This is a genomic window from Acidovorax sp. ACV02 (assembly GCF_014851475.1).
In the GTDB taxonomy this organism is placed as follows: Bacteria; Pseudomonadota; Gammaproteobacteria; order Burkholderiales; family Burkholderiaceae_C; genus Acidovorax; species Acidovorax delafieldii.
In genome coordinates, this window is the sequence record NZ_JACUZU010000009.1 from 23,527 (window position 1) to 43,163 (window position 19,637).

15 protein-coding genes are annotated in these 19,637 nt (G+C 66.4%); 7 read left to right on the top strand and 8 right to left on the bottom strand.

Going from position 1 to position 19,637, the window contains the following annotated elements:
- Positions 1-1,281, bottom strand: a complete 1,281-nt coding sequence (locus IB236_RS20265) for an HD-GYP domain-containing protein (protein ID WP_056065324.1) — start codon at positions 1,279-1,281, stop codon at positions 1-3.
- Between the two features lie 110 nt (positions 1,282-1,391).
- On the opposite strand from IB236_RS20265, the gene recG reads away from it, so the two are divergent.
- From recG to IB236_RS20290, 5 genes are all read left to right on the top strand, one after another.
- On the top strand, positions 1,392-3,551 hold the full coding sequence (recG, locus tag IB236_RS20270) for an ATP-dependent DNA helicase RecG (RefSeq protein WP_192421965.1): 2,160 nt from the start codon (positions 1,392-1,394) through the stop codon (positions 3,549-3,551).
- Between the two features lie 41 nt (positions 3,552-3,592).
- On the top strand, positions 3,593-4,558 hold the full coding sequence (locus IB236_RS20275; RefSeq protein ID WP_056747872.1) for a LysR substrate-binding domain-containing protein: 966 nt from the start codon (positions 3,593-3,595) through the stop codon (positions 4,556-4,558).
- Between the two features lie 146 nt (positions 4,559-4,704).
- Positions 4,705-6,438, top strand: a complete 1,734-nt coding sequence (locus tag IB236_RS20280) for a dipeptidase (RefSeq protein ID WP_192421966.1) — start codon at positions 4,705-4,707, stop codon at positions 6,436-6,438.
- A 154-nt stretch (positions 6,439-6,592) separates the two neighbouring features.
- Positions 6,593-7,111, top strand: a complete 519-nt coding sequence (locus tag IB236_RS20285) for a Dps family protein (RefSeq protein WP_060984998.1) — start codon at positions 6,593-6,595, stop codon at positions 7,109-7,111.
- 185 nt (positions 7,112-7,296) lie between these two features.
- On the top strand, positions 7,297-7,665 hold the full coding sequence (locus tag IB236_RS20290; protein ID WP_056747877.1) for a response regulator: 369 nt from the start codon (positions 7,297-7,299) through the stop codon (positions 7,663-7,665).
- 129 nt (positions 7,666-7,794) lie between these two features.
- Here IB236_RS20290 and IB236_RS20295 read toward each other — a convergent pair whose 3' ends face one another.
- Genes IB236_RS20295 through IB236_RS20310 form a run of 4 tightly spaced genes read right to left on the bottom strand, consistent with a single transcriptional unit; the run spans position 7,795 to position 13,880 of the window.
- Complete coding sequence (locus tag IB236_RS20295) at positions 7,795-8,919, bottom strand: hybrid sensor histidine kinase/response regulator (protein ID WP_192421967.1); 1,125 nt, start codon at positions 8,917-8,919, stop codon at positions 7,795-7,797.
- Positions 8,920-8,971: 52 nt separating this feature from the next.
- Complete coding sequence (locus tag IB236_RS20300) at positions 8,972-9,595, bottom strand: chemotaxis protein CheB (RefSeq protein ID WP_192421969.1); 624 nt, start codon at positions 9,593-9,595, stop codon at positions 8,972-8,974.
- Entirely contained in the window at positions 9,592-10,428 is an 837-nt protein-coding gene (locus IB236_RS20305; protein WP_192421970.1) for a protein-glutamate O-methyltransferase CheR, read from the bottom strand. Before IB236_RS20305 ends, IB236_RS20300 begins: the two co-directional genes overlap by 4 nt.
- Positions 10,429-10,436: 8 nt before the next feature.
- Positions 10,437-13,880, bottom strand: a complete 3,444-nt coding sequence (locus IB236_RS20310) for a response regulator (protein ID WP_192421972.1) — start codon at positions 13,878-13,880, stop codon at positions 10,437-10,439.
- Positions 13,881-14,097: 217 nt separating this feature from the next.
- On the opposite strand from IB236_RS20310, the gene ubiA reads away from it, so the two are divergent.
- Positions 14,098-14,991 carry a 4-hydroxybenzoate octaprenyltransferase gene (ubiA, locus tag IB236_RS20315; protein ID WP_192421974.1) on the top strand — a complete coding sequence of 298 codons (894 nt, stop codon included), beginning with the start codon at positions 14,098-14,100 and terminating at the stop codon, positions 14,989-14,991.
- A 43-nt stretch (positions 14,992-15,034) separates the two neighbouring features.
- On the opposite strand, the gene proC is transcribed toward ubiA, so the two are convergent.
- From proC to IB236_RS20330, 3 genes are all read right to left on the bottom strand, one after another.
- On the bottom strand, positions 15,035-15,871 hold the full coding sequence (proC, locus tag IB236_RS20320) for a pyrroline-5-carboxylate reductase (RefSeq protein ID WP_108497477.1): 837 nt from the start codon (positions 15,869-15,871) through the stop codon (positions 15,035-15,037).
- Positions 15,872-16,029: 158 nt separating this feature from the next.
- The gene (gene glpK / locus IB236_RS20325) at positions 16,030-17,523 is read right to left on the bottom strand and encodes a glycerol kinase GlpK (protein ID WP_192421975.1); all 1,494 of its coding nucleotides are present in this window, start codon (positions 17,521-17,523) and stop codon (positions 16,030-16,032) included.
- Between the two features lie 21 nt (positions 17,524-17,544).
- The gene (locus tag IB236_RS20330) at positions 17,545-18,309 is read right to left on the bottom strand and encodes a DeoR/GlpR family DNA-binding transcription regulator (protein WP_056065359.1); all 765 of its coding nucleotides are present in this window, start codon (positions 18,307-18,309) and stop codon (positions 17,545-17,547) included.
- Positions 18,310-18,544: 235 nt separating this feature from the next.
- Between IB236_RS20330 and IB236_RS20335 the strand changes: the two genes are divergently transcribed.
- Entirely contained in the window at positions 18,545-19,636 is a 1,092-nt protein-coding gene (locus IB236_RS20335) for an ABC transporter ATP-binding protein (protein WP_056065364.1), read from the top strand.
- Position 19,637: the final 1 nt, after the last annotated feature.

The following is a 19,637-nucleotide window of genomic DNA, read 5'->3' on the forward strand; positions in this document are numbered from 1 at the left end:
CTACCAGACCTTGTCGGAGAAGCCGGACCACAGCTCGTCCAGGTCGGGAAAGCGCCACTTCTCGGGGTCTTCGCGTGCCACGATCTTCTCGTTGCAGTCCGGGGCGGCCAGGTTCACCACCTCGGGCGGAATGCGCAGGTCGGACTTGGTCGAGAAAAACACCTTGACGATGGGGGTGGTCAGCGCGGTGGGCGATTGCTCAGTCACGATGCCGATGCGGCCCGAGGTCAGCCGCACCAGCGAGCCCACGGGGTAGATGCCGATGCTTTTGACAAACGCCTGAAAGATGCGTGCGTCAAAGTGGTCCCTGGTCCACTCGGCCATGCGGCGCAGCGACTCGGCCGGGTCCCAGCCGCGCTTGTAGGGCCGGTCGGAGGTAATGGCGTCGTATACGTCGCAGATGGCCGTCATGCGGGCGATCACGCTGATGCCTTCTCCCTGCAGCTTGTCGGGGTAGCCCGAGCCGTCCACCTTTTCATGGTGGTGCAGGCAGGCGTCCAGCACGGCGTCGGGCACGTTGCCGCCTTCCTTGAGCATGTGGTAGCCCTCCACCGGGTGGCTGCGCACCACGGTGAATTCCTGGTCAGTGAGCTTGCCGGGCTTGTTGAGCACTGCCAGCGGGATGGCCGCCTTGCCCAGGTCGTGCAGCAGGCCCGCCATGCCGGCGAGCCGCTGCTGGTCGTCCTTGAGCTTGAGCTGCTTGGCCAGGGCCACCATGAGCGCGCACACCGCCACCGAATGCATGTAGGTGTAGTCGTCGGCCGTCTTCAGCCGCGCCAGGCTGATGAGTGCGCCGGGGTTGCGGGTGACGGAGTCGGAGATTTCTTCCACCAGGCTCTGTGCACTGGCCGAGTCCACTGCGCGGCCCATGCGGGCCTCGTTGAACATCGAGACCACCGCTTCCTTGGACTTGACGCAGATGGCGGCGGCCATCCTCAGTTCGCTGTGCATGTCCGCCGGTTGGCGGTCCCGCTTGGGGGGAGGAGGGGGTGAGGGCAGCGTCACCTTGATGGGGGGCAGGTCCTCCAGGCGGCTGAAGTCGGTCTCGATCTGCGCATCCACCTCTTCGCGCGACATCGACGCCGTGCCTGCGGCCACATCCAGGCCCTTGTCAGTGTCGATCCAGATTTCCTGAATGGCGGTGGCCTGGATGCGGGCGAGGTCCTTGGGGTCCTTGAGCAGGAACTTGGCCCGCCAGAAGGGGTGCTCCATCCACGAGCCGCAAAACTCATGCAGGTACATGCCCAGGGTCAGGTGTTGGATTTGAATGCGCTTGAGCATGACGGGGCCCCGGACTCGAAAACACGCCGTGATCAGGCGTTAGCAATGGTAACCATGGTAGCCTTTTCAGGCTGCGATCTCCGCTCGTTTTCCCTAGCAAATTGCTCTCCATGCCCGCTGCCGCCCCTGCTCCCGCCAAACCCACTGCGCGCTCCGCCGTCCCGGCCGCGCGTGGCCAGGGTGCGGCCTCGGTGGCGCAGAAGGCACTGCAAAAACTGGGCCTGTGCCGCGATATCGACCTGGCCCTGCACCTGCCCTTGCGCTATGAGGATGAAACCCGCATCACCCCGCTGGCCAACGCGCGCGACGGGCAAACGGTACAGATCGAGGCCACGGTCACTGCCAGCGAGGTGCAACTGCGCCCCCGCCGCCAGCTGCTGGTGCAGGTAGAGGATGACACCGGCAGTTGTGAGCTGCGCTTTTTCAGCTTCTACCCGTCGCACCAGAAGACCCTGGCCGTGGGCGCGCGCCTGCGCATTCGGGGCGAGGTCAAAGGCGGCTTCTGGGGGCGGCAGATGCTGCACCCGGCCTTCCGCGTGGCGGGTGGCGAGTTGCCCGCCGCTCTCACGCCCGTCTACCCCACCACCGCCGGACTGCCCCAGCCCTACCTGCGCCGGGCCGTCGTCAGTGCGCTGACGCGGGTGGATTTGTCGGACACCCTGCCACCCGGCACAGAGCCACCGATGGCCCGGGTTTATGGCCCCAATGGCCTGCAGCGCAGGTTCAGCTTGCGCGAGGCGCTCACTTTTTTGCACCATCCCACGCCCGATGTGGCGCTGTCCACGCTGGAAGACCAGAGCCACCCCGCCTGGCAGCGGTTGAAGGCGGAGGAGTTGCTGGCCCAGCAGCTGTCGCAGCAGCAGTCGCGGCGCGAACGCGACATGCTGCGCGCGCCGGTGCTGCGGCCCCGGCGCAGTGCCGACGGCGCCTTGCCATTGCACGAACAGTTGATGGGCGTATTGCCGTTTGACCTGACGGCGGCCCAGCGCCGCGTGGGCGAAGAGATTGCGGCCGATCTGGCCCGCCAGGTGCCCATGCACCGATTGCTGCAGGGCGATGTGGGTTCGGGCAAAACCGTGGTGTCGGCCCTGGCCGCCTGCCTGGCCATGGACGCGGGCTGGCAGTGCGCGCTGATGGCACCCACCGAAATCCTGGCCGAGCAGCACTTTGCCAAGATGATCGGCTGGCTCGAACCGCTGCTGGCCGCACACGGCCGCAAGGTGGCCTGGCTGGTGGGCGGGCAAAAGAAGAAGGACCGTACTGCCATGCTGGCGCTGGTGGCCAGCGGCGAGGCGGCGCTGGTGGTGGGCACGCACGCCGTGATCCAGGACCAGGTGCAGTTCAAGAACCTGGCGCTGGCCATCATCGACGAGCAACACCGCTTTGGCGTGGCCCAGCGGCTGGCCTTGCGGCAAAAGTTGGCTGCCCACGGCATGGAGCCGCACATGCTCATGATGAGTGCCACGCCCATCCCGCGCACTTTGGCGATGAGCTACTACGCGGACCTGGATGTGTCGGTGATCGACGAGCTGCCGCCAGGCCGCACGCCCATCGTCACCAAGCTGATTGCCGACAGCCGCAAGGACGAGGTGATCGAACGCATCGGCGCGCAGGTGGAGGCCGGGCGGCAGGTGTACTGGGTGTGCCCGCTGATCGAAGAGAGCGAGGCGCTGGACCTCTCCAACGCCACCGCGACCCACGCTGACCTGAGCGAGGCCTTGCCGGGCTGCATGGTCGGCCTGCTGCACTCGCGCATGCCCACCGCTGAGAAGAAGGCTGTGATGGCGCTCTTCACCAGTGGCCAGATGGGCGTGCTGGTCAGCACCACCGTGATCGAGGTGGGCGTGGATGTGCCCAACGCCTCGCTCATGGTCATTGAACATGCCGAGCGTTTTGGGCTGAGCCAGCTGCACCAGCTGCGCGGCCGCGTGGGGCGCGGCGCGGCGGCCTCGGCCTGTGTGCTGCTGTACGCCACCAACGACAGCGGCCGCGTGGGCGAAACCGCCAAGGAGCGCCTGCGCGCCATGGCCGAGACCAACGACGGCTTCGAGATCGCCCGGCGCGACCTGGAGATCCGGGGCCCCGGCGAGTTTCTGGGCGCCCGCCAGTCGGGCGATGCGCTGCTGCGGTTTGCCGACCTGGCGACCGATACCCATCTGCTGGAATGGGCGCGTGAACTGGCCCCAAAGATGCTGGACCGCTACCCGGAATTGGCCGCCAAACACGTGGCGCGCTGGATGGGTGGAAAATCGGACTATCTCAAGGCATGAGACGCTCAGAACGACACTGACGTGGCCCGCAGGAACACACCATGACCCTCACCGAACTCAAGTACATCGTTGCGGTGGCCCGCGAGAAGCACTTTGGCCATGCGGCCGACGCCTGCTATGTGTCGCAACCCACGCTCTCGGTGGCCATCAAGAAGCTGGAAGAAGAGCTGGACGTGAAGCTGTTCGAGCGCAGCGCGGGCGAAGTCACGGTGACCCCGCTGGGCGAGGACATTGTTCGCCAGGCGCAAAGCGTGCTGGAGCAGGCCGCGGCCATCAAGGAAATCGCCAAGCGCGGCAAGGACCCGCTGGCCGGTCCGCTCACGCTGGGCGTGATCTACACCATCGGGCCCTATCTGCTGCCCGAGCTGGTGCGCCAGTCCATCACGCGCACCCCGCAGATGCCGCTGATGCTGCAGGAGAACTTCACCGTCAAGCTGCTGGAGATGCTGCGCACGGGCGAGATCGACTGCGCCATCCTGGCCGAGCCTTTCCCCGACACCGGCCTGGCCATGGCGCCGCTGTACGACGAGCCCTTCATGGCGGCCGTGCCCAGCACGCACCCGCTGGCGGCCAAGAAGTCCGTCACGGCTGCCGAGTTGAAAAACGAGACCATGCTGCTGCTGGGGGCGGGCCATTGCTTCCGGGACCATGTGCTGGAGGTGTGCCCCGAGTTCGCGCGCTTTGCGAGCAATGCCGAGGGCATCCGCAAGTCGTTTGAGGGCTCGTCGCTGGAGACCATCAAGCACATGGTGGCCGCCGGCATGGGGGTGACGCTGGTGCCACGCCTGTCGGTGCCGCGCGATGCGTTGCTCACGGTGTCGCGCCGCCGCAAGAGCGACGAGACCTACATCCGCTACCTGCCCATCCGTGAGGAAGACGGTGGCCCGCCGCCCGTGCGCCGCGTGGTGCTGGCGTGGCGCCGCAGCTTCACCCGCTACGAAGCCATTGCCGCCCTGCGCAACGCCATCTATGCGTGCGAGCTGCCAGGCGTGACGCGACTGTCCTGAACGGCTGCTGGGCACTGATTCGCTTCCTGGAATCGGCGCTACACTCCCGCCGCCCCTGCGCAGGTCCACCCGGCCCGGGCAGGCCATGCTCCACGGCGCCCTCTGCCCATCGGCGGTCGGTGCCTTTGCCCCCACAAGAGGTTTTTATGAAGACGCTTTGGCTCACCGCCACGCTGGTTGCCGCCCTGACGGCTTGCTCCACCCCCACCCCCCCACCCGCGACCCAGACGCTGAAGAAGCCTGCGCTCGACCGCATTGCGGCCGCGCCGGCCGCCGCTGCAGCAGCGGACTTTCGCCAGTTCCTGGCGCTGGCTGCACAGATGCAGCCGCAGCTGCAGACCGCCGTGTCGGCTTACCTGGCGCACAAGCCTTTGGTGGGTGATGACCTGGTCAACATCAGCCGCTTGCTGGGTCTGCACAACCGCTTGCGCAACCAGGCGGCGGCGATCGACGCCACGGCGAAGATGGTGGCCATTCCCACGGTGCGGGCCGACAAGGTGCCGCCGCACGAAGACAAGCACATCATCGCGTTCGGTGCCTTGGTCGAAGGGATGGCCAAGGACTTTGGCCTGCAGTACCGCAATGTGGACAACCGCATCTTTGAAGTGAAGCTGCCCGGCAGTGGCCCCGAAGAATTCGGCATCCTCACCCATGCCGACGTGGTGCCCGTGGTGGCCGACGAATGGGTGCTGGACGATGGCACGAAGCTTGACCCCTTCCAGCTGACCCGCGTGGGCGGCAACTTGTATGGCCGGGGCTCCATCGACGACAAGGGCTCCATCGCCACCGTGCTGTTTGCGATGAAAGCCGTCAAGGACAGCGGCCTGCCGCTGGCGCGCACCATCCGACTCATGATCGAAACCACCGAGGAAACCGGTGGCGACGCGATGAAGTACTACCGCGCCAAGACCTCTCTGCCTGAGTACAACATCGTGCTCGATAGCAAATATCCTGCGGTGGTGGCCGAGAAGGGCTCGGGTGCGCTGCGCACCACCTTTGCCTTGGGCGCCGCGGCAGGCAACCAGCCCACCATCGTGGCCATGGCGGGCGCCGCATCGGCCAACGCCGTGCCCCAGACGGCCACGGCCCGCCTGCGTGGCGGCAACGCCGATGCCACCACCCGCCAGCTCAGCGCTGGCAAGGACGCCTTTATCGGCAAATACACCAGCCAGGGCGGCAAGTTCAGCATCGATGTGGCGCGTGAAGGCGCAGACGTCTTGGTCAAGGTCACGGGCGCATCGGCCCACGGCTCGCGCCCCGAAGAAGGCGTGAATCCGCTGCCGCGCCTGGCGCTGTTCCTCAAGGAGTCGGGCCTAGTGCTGGCCCCCAACGGCTACGCGCAGGCCGTGCGTTACCTCACAGACCTGTATGGCACCGACTACCTGGGTCGTACGATGGGGCTGGCCTACAGCGATGACTTCATGGGCCCGCTCACGATGTCTCCCAACCTCATCCGCGAAAAGGATGGCAAGGTCGATGTGCTGGTGAACGTGCGCATGCCCCGGGGCAACACGCCCGAAGCACTGGCCAAAGCCACCACCGAACGCATCAAGGCCTGGGGCGCCCAGGCCGGTGTGGCGGTGGAGGTGGACCACAACCAAGGCAACTGGATGGCCCGCGACCCCAAGGGCGCCTGGCTGGCCACGTTGCTCAACACCTTTGGCGACACCACCGGCCTCGAAGCCAAGCCCGTGCCCACGGCCGGCAGCACCACCGCCAAGCTGATGCCCAACGCCATCAACTTTGGCCCTGCCATGCCTGGCAAGAAGTACACCGCCCACAATGCCAAGGAGTTCAAGGAAGTGGCGGACCTGGATGCCGACATGCAGATGTTCACCGAGATGCTGGTGCGCATTGGCAACTTGCCGCACATGCAATAAGCCTGTAAGGCTTGGCTCCGCTTGCGCTTTCTTGACCCAGGTGCAAGGCATCGGCCTTGGCTGACACTGGGGGACCAGTCGCTTGCGCTACAGTATTTGAGGACCCCGCACAGCGCGGGGTGTTTCATGTTCTCCGCACGGAAGGAACCTCCCCATGGCCAAAGCTCCTGGCAAAGCCGCATCCGGCAAACCCTCTGCCCCCAGTATCAACATCGGCATCAGCGACAAGGATCGCGCTGCCATCGCTCAGGGCCTGTCGCGCCTGCTGGCCGACACCTATACGCTGTACCTCACCACCCACAACTTCCACTGGAACGTCACGGGCCCCATGTTCAACACCCTGCACACCATGTTCATGGCGCAGTACACAGAACTGTGGAACGCGGTGGATCCGATTGCCGAGCGCATCCGCTCGCTGGGCCATGTGGCACCAGGTTCTTATGCCGAGTTTGGCAAGCTGGCGACGGTACCCGACGCCCCCGCCAAGCCCCCCAAGGCGCTGGACATGGTGCGTGTGCTGGTTGAGGGCCACGAAGCCGTGGCCCGCACGGCGCGCAGCCTGTTCCCCCTGGCCGACAAGGCCAGCGACGAGCCCACGGCCGACCTGCTGACCCAGCGCCTCACGGTGCACGAACAGACGGCGTGGATGCTGCGCTCGCTGCTGGAAGAATAAAAGGGCTCTCCTTCCCCTGCGCGCGTCGGCCGACGCACGGCCCGGCTGCGCGCGGCGGAGATGGCACAGGCGCGCAGAATAGCGCCTTGTCCTACACGGCGCAGCACGGTCGCCTGCGCATGATGCGGGTTTTGGTCATGCTCCCTTTCCGCAGGACGGCATGGCGGATCAACTCCCTGTGATGTATGCGAATCCTGTACGTTGAAGACAACCCGGAGCTGCGCGAGACCATCGGCATGCTCATGGAAGGCGAAGGCCGGACGGTCACGCCCTGCGCCTCTGCCGAAGAGGCGCTGGCGCTGGATGCTGGCGACCCCTTTGACGTGCTGGTGACCGATGTCAGCCTGCCCGGCCTTTCGGGCACGGATCTGGCCCGCCAGCTGCTGGCAGATGATCCGCAGCGCTGGGTGGTGCTGTGCTCCGGGTATGAACTGGGCAGCCATCCGAGCAATTGGGGGCCGAACGTGCGCGCCTTGCTCAAACCCTTCGAGCTGGAAGAGCTGGAGCAGCTGCTCGATTCCATCCAAAGCGCGCTGGCCTCGGCCGCCGGCTGACGCTTGCGGGCACGGCCCGCTCGCGGTTCGTCTCCCCCCCCCTGTCACATCACCCTGGTAGCGCCTTCACGGCTTCCTGCGGTCGGCTTGTCTGCTGGTTGGCACGCTGGCTGCGCGCGCTTGGCATGGTCAACTGCGGTGCGGGCGCGCTGGCGAATGGCGCGGCAGTGTTACCTGAAAGGTGGTGACATTGTCTTGCGACCTGGCTTCGATGGTTCCACGGTGGGCCCGCACGATCTGGTGTGCAATAAAAAGCCCCAGCCCCAGACCCTGGTGGCGGCCAGGCTCGCGTTCTCCTCCCCGGAAAGGGTCGAACAAATGCGGTAACAGCTCGGGGGGGATGGTGCCGCCGTTGGCCACCGTGATGCTTACCTGATCGGGGCGGGTCCCGTCCACCGCAATTCGTACGGGGTGGTCGGCGCTGCCGTGGTGCAGTGCATTGCCGACCAGATTGGTGACCACCTGGCACAGGCGCTCCGCATCCCAGGTGCCTGCCAGGTCTCCCTGCAGGGTGGAATCGATGGGGCGTTCCGGGTGGCTGGTGGCCACCTCCTCCAGCGTGCGCTGCACCAGCGCCTGCATGTGGGCAGGGCCCAGCTGAAGGGCCAGCCCACCCGCCTGGCGGATGCGGGTCACGTCCAGCAGGTCTTCGATCATGTGGCCCATGCGCTGGCTGGCGCCCAGCACCCGGTCGGCCATGAGCACTGCCTTGTCGGGGGGCGGCTGGCGCTTGAGCACGGTGGCCGCCGCAACGATGGACTGCAGCGGTGTGCGAAGGTCGTGGCTCAGCACGGCCATGAACATTTCGTTGATGCGCAAGGCCTCGGTGCGCGCGCGCAGCTCGTGCGCCAGCGCCTGCTTGCGCCGGTGCAGTTCAAAGAACACGCTCGCCTTGTTGGTGAGCATGTGCGGGTCGATGGGTTTGTAGAGAAAGTCCACCGCCCCGCTCTCGTACCCCCGGAACTGCCAGTTCTGCTCGCGTGAGCCCGCCGTCATGAAGATGAGCGGAATGTGCCGGGTGCGCTCGCTGCCCCGGATCAGTTCCGCCAGCTCGAAGCCGTTCATGTCGGGCATCTGCACGTCCAGCAAGGCCAGGGCCACGTCGTCATGGGCCAGCAGCAGTTCCAGGGCCTCGGGGCCCGACTGGGCCTTGAGGATGTCCAGCCCGTCGCGTTGCAGCAGCGCCTCCAGGGCGATCAGGTTTTCCTCGACATCGTCAACGAGCAGGCATTTGGTGCGGTCGGTCTGGGGCATGGGCGGTGGGGAGGGTGGATGGGGTTCTCAAGGAAGGACGCATATGCCCGTATCAAAGCTGCTGGCGCTGGTGCAGGTCCACCAGCAGCCTGCCAATGCCTTCAGGGGGCAGGATGTGGTCAACCGCCAAGGCCGCGATGGCCGCCTGCGGCATGGTGGGCATGCTGGCGCTGGCGGGGTCTTGCACGATCGTGAGGCCGCCCGCCGCCTGAATGGCTTGCAGGCCGTGCACACCGTCTTCGTTGGCGCCCGACAGCAGGATGCCCACCAGCCGGGGACCGTAGTGGTCTGCCGCCGATTCGAACAGCACGTCGATGGAGGGGCGGGAAAAATGCAGAGGCGCGTCCAGCGACAGCCCCACATGCGGTCCCTGGGGGCCGGCATCGACCAGCAGGTGATAGTCGGGTGGCGCAAAGCTGGCCGAGCCTGGCGTGATGGCGTCCTTGTCCTGCGCCTCGCGCAGCGTCAGGGCGCAGCGGGGCTGGAAGATGTCCACCAGCAGGCTGCGCCGGTCCCGGGGCAGGTGCAGCACGACCAGAACCGCGGCCTGCAGTGTGGCGGGCAGCGCGGGCAGCAGCTGCAAGAGGGCATCAATACCGCCCGAAGAACCACCCACCACGACGGCGTGATAGCCCCCCGGTGGCGATGGCCTTGGCGCCAGGGCGGGGCTGGTCATAGTCCGGCCCTTTTTCGGTAGATGCGGTCCTCCAGCACGAAGTCCTCGAAGGCATCGGTGTGCGCAGAAAACCGCAGTGACTCCTTGGAGCCCAGGCCCAGGAAGCCCCGGTGGCACAGCGACTCGCGGAACAGACCGAGTGCACGGTTCTGCAGGTCGCGCTCGAAGTAGATGAGCACATTGCGGCAGGACACCAGATGAACCTCGGCAAACACGCTGTCGGTGGCCAGGCTGTGGTCAGAGAACACCATGTGCTCGCGCAAGCCCTTGTCGAACACCACGCGGCCATAGCCGGCAGCGTAGTAGTCCGACAACGAGCTGCGGGCGCCGGAGCGCGCATGGTTCTCGGTGAAGGCAGGCACCCGGGACAGGTCGAACACACCCGCCTCGGCGGCGCGCAGCGCGTGCGGGTTGATGTCCGTGGCGTAGATCAGCGTGCGGTCCAGCAGGCCTTCTTCCTGCAGTAGGATGGCCAGCGAATACACCTCTTCCCCCGCGCTGCACCCGGCCACCCAGACCTTGAGCGACGGGTAGGTGCGCAGCAGTGGCACCACCTCCTGGCGCAGCGCCTGGAAGTAACTGGGGTCGCGGAACATGTCGCTCACCTGCACGGTGAGGTATTCGAGCAGCGCAGGGAACACGGCGGGTTCGTGCAGCACGCGGTCCTGCAGCTGCGACAGCGTCTTGCAGTCAAACTGCACCAGCGCCGACGCCAGCCGCCGCTTGAGCGACGCCTGCGCGTAGCCCCGGAAGTCGTAGTGGTAGCGGTGGTAGATGGCATCGATCAGCAGGCGCTGCTCGATGTCGGCGGTGCGGGCCTTGCGATGGGGCATGGCGGGGCCTACTTGGGCATCCACACCCGCACCAGGGACAGCAGCTTCTCCACGTCCAGCGGTTTGGCGATGTAGTCATTGGCCCCGGCGGCCAGGCATTTTTCCTGATCGTCCTTCATGGCCTTGGCGGTCAGCGCGATGATGGGCAGGCGACGCCACTCGGTGCGGTTGCGGATCTCGCGCATGGCGGTGTAGCCGTCCATCTCCGGCATCATGATGTCCATCAGCACCAGGTCAATCGCAGGGTGGCCGCCGCTGCCGGCGCGCTCCAGCGCCTGCAGGGCCTCCAGGCCGTTGCGCGCAATCTCCACGCGGATGCCGGTGGGCTCCAGGATGCTGGAGAGCGCAAACACGTTGCGCACATCGTCTTCCACCACCAGCACGTTGCGGCCTTCCAGGGCAGTCTCGCGGTTGCGGGCCACCTGCAGCATCTGGCGGTGCTCGGCCGACAGCTCCGACTCCACCTGGTGCAGGAACAGCGTGACCTCGTCGAGCAGCCGCTCGGGGGAGCGCGCGTCTTTGATGATGATGGACTTGGAAAACCGGCGCAGCTGCTGCTCCTCGTCGCGCGACAGGGCGCGGCCTGTGTACACGATGACGGGCGGGAAGGAGACGCCATCCTGCTCTGTCATCTGCTGCAGCAATTCGTAGCCGCTCAGGTCGGGCAGGTTCAGGTCCATCACCATGCAGTCGAAGGTGGAGCCGCGCAGGTGCGCCAGCGCCTCGGCCGCCGTGCCCGCGCCCACGATCTCCACGTCGTCGTTGGTGAGCAGGTGGCGCACGCTCTCGCGCTGGCGCTCGTCGTCTTCCACCACCAGCACGCGCCGCAGGTCCTGGGTGAATTTGGCTTCGAGCCGCTGCAGGGCATGCACCAGCTCGTCGCGCTTGACGGGCTTGAGGGCGTAGCCCACGGCGCCCCGGCCCAGGGCCTCTTGCGAGTAGTCGGCCACCGAGACCACGTGCACCGGAATGTGGCGCGTGGCCGGGTTGCGCTTGAGCTGGTCGAGCACGCCCAGGCCCGAGAAGTCGGGCAGGTTCACGTCCAGCACGATGGCGCTGGGCAGGCTGTGTACGGCGTAGGCCAGGCCATCCGCTGCGTTGTGGGCCAGGTGGCAGTCAAAGTCCATCTCACCGGCCAGGTCGCTCAGGATCTGCGCAAAGCGCACGTCGTCCTCAATCACCAGAATGCTGCGCGCGCTCGCGCGGCGCGGGGCTGCGGGTGCGGTGGGGGCCGCCACGGGTGGCAACGCGGGGGCCGAAGGAACCGGTGCGACGACCGGTGCCTTCGCGTGGGCTGGCGCAGGCGCCGCCAGCGGCATTGCGGATTCAGCTTCAGGCGACGAAGGCACCAGCTTCTGGGGCAGGACCAGGGTGAAGACGCTGCCCTCGCCCGGCGTGCTGTGCACGTGGATGGACCCACCCAGCAGCTGAGCCAGATCGCGCGAGATCGACAGGCCCAGGCCCGTGCCGCCGTACTTGCGGTGGGTGCTGCCATCGGCCTGGCGGAAGGCTTCGAAAATCAGCTCCTGCTGGTGCGCCGGAATGCCGATGCCGGTGTCCTTGACGGCAAACGACAGCGTGTCGTCCGGGTTGCGCGACACATGCAGCGCCACCGAGCCCTTCTCGGTGAACTTGAGCGCGTTGGACAGCAGGTTCTTGAGCACCTGCCCCAGGCGCTGCGGGTCGGTGTCCAGCGTGGCGGGTGCGTCGGGGGCGACGGTGGCCGTGAGCGTCAGGCCCTTCTCTTGCGCCAGCGGGCGCAGCGGGTCGATCAGGGTTTGCAGGGCCTTGGACAGCGTCACCGTTTCCACCGACACGGTGGCCTGGCCAGCCTCGATCTTGGACAGGTCGAGGATGTCGTTGATGAGTGCCAGCAGGTCGTTGCCCGCCGCGTAGATGGTCTGCGCGTACTTCACCTGCTCGGCGCTCAGGTTGCCAGGCTTGTTGTCGGACAGCAGTTTGGCGAGGATCAGGGTGGAGTTGAGCGGTGTGCGCAGCTCGTGGCTCATGTTGGCCAGGAACTCGCTCTTGTACTGGCTGGCCAGCTCCAGTTCGCGCGCCTTGTCCGTCATGGCGCTTTGGGCGCGCAGCAGTTGCTCGCGCTGGTATTCCAGCTGCTGGGTCTGCGCCTCCAGGTGGGCGTTGGTCTGCTCCAGCTCGGTCTGCTGCACCTCCATCTGGGCCTGCGACTCTTGCAGGATGCGGCTTTGCTGCTCCAGCTCCTCGTTGCTCACACGTAGCTCTTCTTGCTGGGTCTGCAGCTCCTCGGACTGGCGCTGGGTTTCTTCCAGCAAGGCTTCCAGGCGGTTGCGGTCAATCCCAGCGCGGATCGCCACCGCCAGAATGCCCGAGGCGCGTTCCATCAGGGTGCGTTCGGGCTCTGTCAGCGGGCGATGAAAGCCCAGTTCGATCACGGCAAACACTTCGCCGTTCTCGATGGCGGGGGCCAGCAGCAGCTCGGTCGGTGCGGACTGGCCGGTGCTGGACGACACCATCAGGTGCCCGGCGGGCACATCGCGCACATGCAGCATCTGGCGGGAGCGCGCGACCTGGCCCACCAGGCCTTCGCCGGGCAGCAGGCGCTGCTCCAGCCGTTCGCGGGGCAGGGCGTAGCCACCAAACAGGGTGAGCGCGCCGTTGCAGTCGGCCACGTAGCCCGCCCCCACGGCGGCGCGCAGGTATTGCGCCAGGTATTCGAGCGTGAGCTGGCCCAGGTCCTCCAGCCGGTGGTCGCCCTGGATGCGCTGGCTCAGCCCGTTGAGGCCGGCCGCCACCCACGACTGCTGCGCCTTGAGGCGGTACTCCCGTGCATTGGCGGCGGCCGACAGACAGATGAGCACCAGCAGCACGAACGAGCCGCCCCAGGAGTAGTAGGTGGACATCGAGGCCGCCTCTACCCACTGCTTGCGGTCACTTTCCAGCTGCTGGTTCAGCAGCGTGGACAGGTCCGATGCCAGGTCGCGGATGCGGTCCATCAGCACCCTGCCGGCATCACTGCGGGTTACGGCCACGGCGGCCTCCTGGCCTTTTGAGCGGCGCAGTTCAATGGTCTCGCCCAGCTCGCGCAGTTTTTCGTGGCGCAGGTCGTCGATCTGCACGACGAGGCGGCGCTGCACGGCGCTGTCGTTCGTCAGCTCCTTGAGGCGCGCCATGTTGCGCTCCATGGCGCCCAGGGACAGGTTGTAGGGCTGCAGATAGGTGTCGTCCCCCGTCAGCAGATAGCCGCGTTGCCCGGTCTCGGCGTCTTTCAGCGAGGACACGAACAGGTTGAGGTGGCGCATGGTCACCGTGGTTTCGTCCATGGCTTCCACCGCTTGCGCGCGCACCTGGGCGGTGCGGAAGTTCACCAGCGCGATCAGCACCGTGGCGAGGGCAGCAATCACAAATCCCACCAGCATTCCGCGGGGGACAGCAAAACGCGTGGCGGCCTGGGAGGTCGATGTATGGGGCATGCGTGGGTGCCCCAGGGGGCGGTGCGTTGGGGGAACGAGCGGAGACTTTAACGGGTTTTGTGCTCGCGCTGGGGCTGTTACTTGGCTCCGGTGATGCGTGCCCCAGTCGCGGCGCTGCTGCTACATTCTGTGCGCCCGTGGCCCGCCACCCGCCACCCGCCACCCGCCACCCGCCGCAGCGTCTTGCTGCTGAGCCTGTTCTTGTAATGGTCCCATCATGTCGTCGTCCCCTGTTTCTCCCCGCAGCCGTTTTTCGCTCTATCTCGACCTGATCCGCTGGGACCGCCCCGCTGGCTGGCTGGTGTGCCTGTGGCCTACGCTGAGCGCGCTGTGGATTGCGGCCGACGGCTTCCCGGGCTGGCACCTGCTGGCGGTGTTTGTGCTGGGCACCATCCTCATGCGCAGCGCGGGCTGCTGTGTGAACGACGTGGCCGACCGCGACTTTGACAAACACGTCAAGCGCACGGCGCGGCGCCCGGTCACCACCGGTGCGGTGTCGGTGAAGGAGGCGCTGGGCCTGGGCGCGGTGCTGGCGCTGGTGTCGTTTGGCCTGGTGCTCACCACCAACACCTCCGCCATCGCCTGGTCGGTGCCCGCCGTGCTGGTGGCCATTGCCTACCCCTTCACCAAACGCATCATCTCCATGCCCCAGGCGGTGCTGGGCATTGCGTTCAACTTCGGCATCGTCATCGCGTTTGCCGCCGTGCAGGGCAGCGTGCCCGCGGTGGCGTGGTGGATGTGGCTGGGCAATATGTTCTGGGTGCTGGCCTACGACACCGAATACGCCATGGTGGACCGCGACGACGACCTCAAGATCGGCATCAAGACCTCGGCCATCACCCTCGGGCGGCTGGATGTGGCCGCCATCGTGGTGTTTTATCTGCTTTTCTTGGGTATTTGGGCGGTAGCGCTACAACCGTATGCTTTAGGTGCTATATTTTATGTAGCGATTGCGGTGGCGCTGGCCCAGGCCGTGTGGCACTTTACCCTGATCCGCACCCGCACCCGCGACGGCTGCTTCAAGGCGTTCCGCATCAACCACTGGCTGGGCGCCACGGTGTTTGCGGGCATTGCGGGCAGCTATCTGGTGCGGGCGGTACTCACAAATTAATAGCAGTCAGCGCTTGATCGACTAGCGCTACCGCCCAAAAACATCAAGATCCGAACTCGTTGCCGAGTTCGTTGGCACGCTTTTCGGCGGCGCGCATGGCGGCCTCGAACGCCTGCGACACGCCGCTGGCTTCCATCGACTGCAGGGCCGCATAGGTCGTGCCGCCCTTGGAGGTGACACGTTCGCGCAGCACGGCCGGCGGCTCGTCCGAGCGGCGGGCCAGCTCCGAGGCGCCCACAAAGGTGCCCACGGCCAGCTGGTGCGCCTGCGCTTCGGTCAGGCCCATGCCCACACCAGCGCGCGTCATGGCTTCGAGGAAATAGAACACATAGGCCGGGCCCGAGCCCGAGAGGGCGGTGACAGCGTCCAGCTGGGTCTCGCTCTCCACCCACAGGAATTCGCCGGTGGACGCCATGATGGCCTCCACGTTCTGGCGCTCGGCGCTGGTCACGGCGGGGCGTGCGTAGATCGCGCTCATGCCCTTGCCCACCAGCGCGGGCGTGTTGGGCATGGTGCGCACGATGCGCTCGGTGCCCAGCCACTGGGCGATGCTGTCCGAGCGGATGCCCGCCGCCACGCTCAGGTGCAGGGCCTGCTGGGTGTGCGCCTTGGCCTGTGCGGCGGCGTCCTTGAAGGTCTGGGGCTTGACCGCCCAGACCACGATGCTGGCGCGCTGCAGTGCAGCGCCCGCCTCGGGCTGCGCCGTGAGTCCAAAGTTCTTGAGCAACGCCTCGCGCGTGGGGGCGTAGGGCTCGACCACCTCGATCTGGCTCACGGGGTGGCCCTGGCCGATCAGGCCGCCGATGATGGCGCTGGCCATGTTGCCGCCGCCGATGAAGGCGATGGTGGGGAGGTTTGGGGAGGCAGTGGTCTGGCTCATGGTGCGTGCAGGCAAGGTGGCAAACAAGGAAGGGCCACGATGGTAGCGCCGCCGGGCCGTCAGTCCATGTCTGCAGCGGCGACAGCGGCAGGACTCATGGGAGGAAAGACGGGCTACTGGGACGGCAGAGACCTTTTCACCCCAGCGCCGCGGGGACCTCAGGCTGCCGTAGTTTGGCGCACCGCATGCTCCCAGTTCGCCATCAGCTCCTGCGCACGCGCGCTGCTGAGCGTGGGCACAAAGCGGCGGTCGGCGCGCCACAGCCGCGCGAGTTCATCCGTGCTGCGGTACACGCCGCTCGACAGCCCTGCCAGGTAGGCTGCGCCCAAAGCGGTGGTCTCGATGACTGCAGGCCGCACCACCGGGATGCCCAGCAGGTCGGCCTGGAACTGCATCAGCAAGTCGTTGATGCAGGCGCCGCCGTCCACACGCAGCTCGCTCACCGGGGCGCCGCCGGCGGCCACGGCGTCGCGGCTCATGGCCAGCAGCAGGGCGGCGCTCTGGTAGGCAATGCTTTCGAGCGCCGCGCGCGCAATGTGGCCCAGCGTGGTGCCGCGTGTGAGGCCCGTGATGGTGCCGCGTGCGTCAGGCTTCCAGTACGGGGCGCCCAGGCCGGTGAAGGCGGGCACCATCATCACGCCGCCCGAATCGGGAACGCTTTGGGCCAGTGACTCCACCTCGTTGCTGGTGGAGATGGCGCGCAGGCCGTCGCGCAGCCACTGGACCACGGCGCCGCCCACGAACACGCTGCCTTCCATGGCGAATTCGGGCTGCGTGCCCGGCTGCGCCGCGCTGGTGGTGAGCAGGCCGTTTTGCGATGTCTGGAAACTGTCGCCTGTGTGCATGAGCATGAAGCAGCCCGTGCCATAGGTGTTCTTGGCCATGCCCGCCGTGAAGCAGGCCTGGCCGAACAGCGCGCTTTGCTGGTCGCCCGCCACGCCGCCAATACGGATAGGGTGGCCCAGCAGGTCGGCCGCGATGTCGCCAAAGTGGGCGCTGGACGGCAGCACCTCGGGCATCAGCGCCTTGGGAATGCGCAGCAGCGCCAGCAGCTCGTCGTCCCACTGGTTGGTGTGCACATTGAACAGCATGGTGCGCGAGGCGTTGCTCACATCCGTCACGTGCACTTTGCCGTGGGTGAGCTTCCACATCAGCCAGCTGTCCACCGTGCCAAAGGCCAGCTCGCCGCGCCCGGCCGCTTGCCGCGCGCCTGGCACATGGTCCAGCATCCACTGCAGTTTGGTGCCGGAGAAGTAGGCGTCCACCAGCAGGCCGGTCTTGGCCTGGATGGTGGCGGCATGGCCTTGTTCGCGCAGCTGGGCGCAGGCGGGTTCGGCGCGCCGGTCCTGCCACACGATGGCGTGGTGCACGGGCTGCCCGGTTTGGCGGTTCCACAGCACGGTGGTCTCGCGCTGGTTGGTGATGCCGACAGCGCGTATGTCGCTGGCCGCAATGCCCGCCTTGGCCAGCGCATCGCGTGCGGTGGCGAGCTGGGTGCGCCAGATCTCCAGTGGGTCGTGCTCCACCCAGCCGGGCTGGGGGTAGATCTGCGGCAGCTCCAGCTGCGCCTGCGCCACGATGTGGCCGCCTTCGTCAAAAACGATGCTGCGGGAGCTGGAGGTGCCTTGGTCGAGAGCGAGCAGGTAGGTCATGAGGGCAAAGGATAGGTGAAGCTATGCAGCTACCGTGCAGATGACTTCAGCATCTTGCAGAAGGGCCGGGAAGGGCTCGGGCGGTGGTGCGTCGGTGAACAGGCGGTCGATCTGCGCCAGCGTGGCCAGTTGCACCATCGCCGGGCGGTTGAACTTGCTGAAGTCGGCCGCCAGCCAGACCTCGCGCGCGTGCTCGATGATGGTTTGCGCCACTTTCACCTCGCGGTAGTCGAAGTCGCGCAGCGACCCGTCCGGCTCGATGCCCGAAATGCCGATGAGCGCAATGTCCACCTTGAACTGGCGGATGAAGTCCACCGCCGCTTCGCCCACGATGCCCCGGTCACGGGCGCGCACCACGCCGCCGGCCACGATGACCTCGCACTCGGGGTTGCCGCTCAGGATCGCGGCCACATTGAGGTTGTTGGTGATCACGCGCAGGCCCCGGTGGTGCAGCAGCGCCTTGGCAATGGCCTCGGTGGTGGTGCCGATGTTCAGGATCAGCGAGCAGTCGTTGGGCACCTGTTCGGCCACGGCGCGCGCAATGCGCGCTTTGCCTTCGGCATGCAGGTTTTCGCGCTGGGTGTGGGCCAGATTCTCCACCGTGGAGCTGGGCACGCGCACGCCGCCATGAAAGCGCGTCAGCAGTCCCGACTCCGCCAGGCGCTGCACATCTCGGCGCACCGTCTGCAGCGTGACCCCCAGGGTGTCGGCAAGTTGTTCCACCGTGGCGGACTTGCGCGCGCGCACTTCTTCGAGGAGTTGGAGTTGGCGGGGATTGGTGTTCACGGTGGGGTGTTGTGCGCAGTGTTATGTCACCGAATCGTAACGAATCTGAAACATTCGCTTTGGCGCCCGGTGGCACGCTGAAGACTGTAAATCGAACAAAAACGAATTGATTAAGGGTAAACCTTGATTCGATTCGAACAAAAAGGAACAAAAATGAAAAAGATCGAAATTTGAGGGCTGCCGTGCGTGTGTGCAGCCCTTTCACACAGGCCTCAGGGCCGGAAGAGGATGCTTCATGCAGCTGGCGTTGGACAGCATCAGCAAAAAAGTCGGGGCGCAGACCTGGCTGTACGACATGAACCTGTCGCTGCAGCCCAATGCCGTGACGGTATTGCTGGGGGCGACCCAGGCGGGCAAGACCAGCCTGATGCGCATCATGGCCGGACTGGATACGCCCACGTCGGGCACCGTCAAGGTCGATGGTGTGGATGTGACTGGCATGCCCGTGCGCGACCGCAATGTCGCCATGGTGTACCAGCAGTTCATCAACTACCCCTCGATGAAGGTGGCGGCCAACATTGCGTCGCCCCTGAAGCTGCGCGGTGAAAAAAACATCGACGCCAGGGTGCGTGAGATTGCGAGCCGCCTGCACATCGACATGTTTCTGGATCGTTACCCGGCCGAACTCTCCGGCGGGCAGCAGCAGCGTGTGGCGCTGGCGCGTGCGCTGGCCAAGGGTGCGCCGCTGATGCTGCTGGACGAGCCGCTGGTGAACCTGGACTACAAGCTGCGCGAAGAACTGCGCGAGGAGCTGACCCAGCTGTTTGCTGCCGGCCAGTCCACCGTGGTCTATGCCACCACCGAGCCGGGCGAGGCCCTGCTGCTGGGCGGCTACACCGCAGTGCTCGACGAAGGTCAGTTGCTGCAGTACGGCCCCACCGCCGAGGTGTTCCATTCCCCCAATTCGCTGCGTGTGGCGCGCGCTTTCAGCGACCCGCCCATGAACCTCATTGCGGCCTCGGCGGCCCCTTCCGGGGTGCGTCTGCAGGGTGGGGTGGAGCTGGCGGTGCATCTGCCGCAAGGGGTGGCCACGGCCGCAGGGCTCACGGCAGGCGTGCGCGCCAGTGCGCTGCGCGTGGTGGCCCGCCCGGGTGACATCAGTGTGGGCGGAGTGGTCGAGCTGGCCGAAATTTCGGGCTCTGACACCTTTGTGCACGCGGCCACACCCTGGGGTGACCTGGTGGCGCAACTGACCGGTGTGCATTACTTTGAACTGGGCACGCCCATCACGCTGCACCTGGACCCTGCCCAGGTCTATGTGTTTGGTGCTGATGGCCGACTGGCTTGGGCGCCCGCAAGGCCCGCTACTGCACAAGGAGGGCGCTGAC

What these genes read in the sequence shown, in the direction of transcription:
- IB236_RS20305 (WP_192421970.1), bottom strand. Translation starts at nt 10,428, where the DNA reads ATGCCCCATCGCAAGGCCCGCACCGCCGACATCGAGCAGCGCCTGCTG.
- IB236_RS20275 (WP_056747872.1), top strand. Translation starts at nt 3,593, where the DNA reads ATGACCCTCACCGAACTCAAGTACATCGTTGCGGTGGCCCGCGAGAAG.
- IB236_RS20265 (WP_056065324.1), bottom strand. Translation starts at nt 1,281, where the DNA reads ATGCTCAAGCGCATTCAAATCCAACACCTGACCCTGGGCATGTACCTG.
- proC (WP_108497477.1), bottom strand. Translation starts at nt 15,871, where the DNA reads ATGAGCCAGACCACTGCCTCCCCAAACCTCCCCACCATCGCCTTCATC.
- IB236_RS20335 (WP_056065364.1), top strand. Translation starts at nt 18,545, where the DNA reads ATGCAGCTGGCGTTGGACAGCATCAGCAAAAAAGTCGGGGCGCAGACC.
- IB236_RS20295 (WP_192421967.1), bottom strand. Translation starts at nt 8,919, where the DNA reads ATGCCCCAGACCGACCGCACCAAATGCCTGCTCGTTGACGATGTCGAG.
- ubiA (WP_192421974.1), top strand. Translation starts at nt 14,098, where the DNA reads ATGTCGTCGTCCCCTGTTTCTCCCCGCAGCCGTTTTTCGCTCTATCTC.
- glpK (WP_192421975.1), bottom strand. Translation starts at nt 17,523, where the DNA reads ATGACCTACCTGCTCGCTCTCGACCAAGGCACCTCCAGCTCCCGCAGC.
- IB236_RS20290 (WP_056747877.1), top strand. Translation starts at nt 7,297, where the DNA reads ATGCGAATCCTGTACGTTGAAGACAACCCGGAGCTGCGCGAGACCATC.
- IB236_RS20300 (WP_192421969.1), bottom strand. Translation starts at nt 9,595, where the DNA reads ATGACCAGCCCCGCCCTGGCGCCAAGGCCATCGCCACCGGGGGGCTAT.
- recG (WP_192421965.1), top strand. Translation starts at nt 1,392, where the DNA reads ATGCCCGCTGCCGCCCCTGCTCCCGCCAAACCCACTGCGCGCTCCGCC.
- IB236_RS20280 (WP_192421966.1), top strand. Translation starts at nt 4,705, where the DNA reads ATGAAGACGCTTTGGCTCACCGCCACGCTGGTTGCCGCCCTGACGGCT.
- IB236_RS20310 (WP_192421972.1), bottom strand. Translation starts at nt 13,880, where the DNA reads ATGCCCCATACATCGACCTCCCAGGCCGCCACGCGTTTTGCTGTCCCC.
- IB236_RS20285 (WP_060984998.1), top strand. Translation starts at nt 6,593, where the DNA reads ATGGCCAAAGCTCCTGGCAAAGCCGCATCCGGCAAACCCTCTGCCCCC.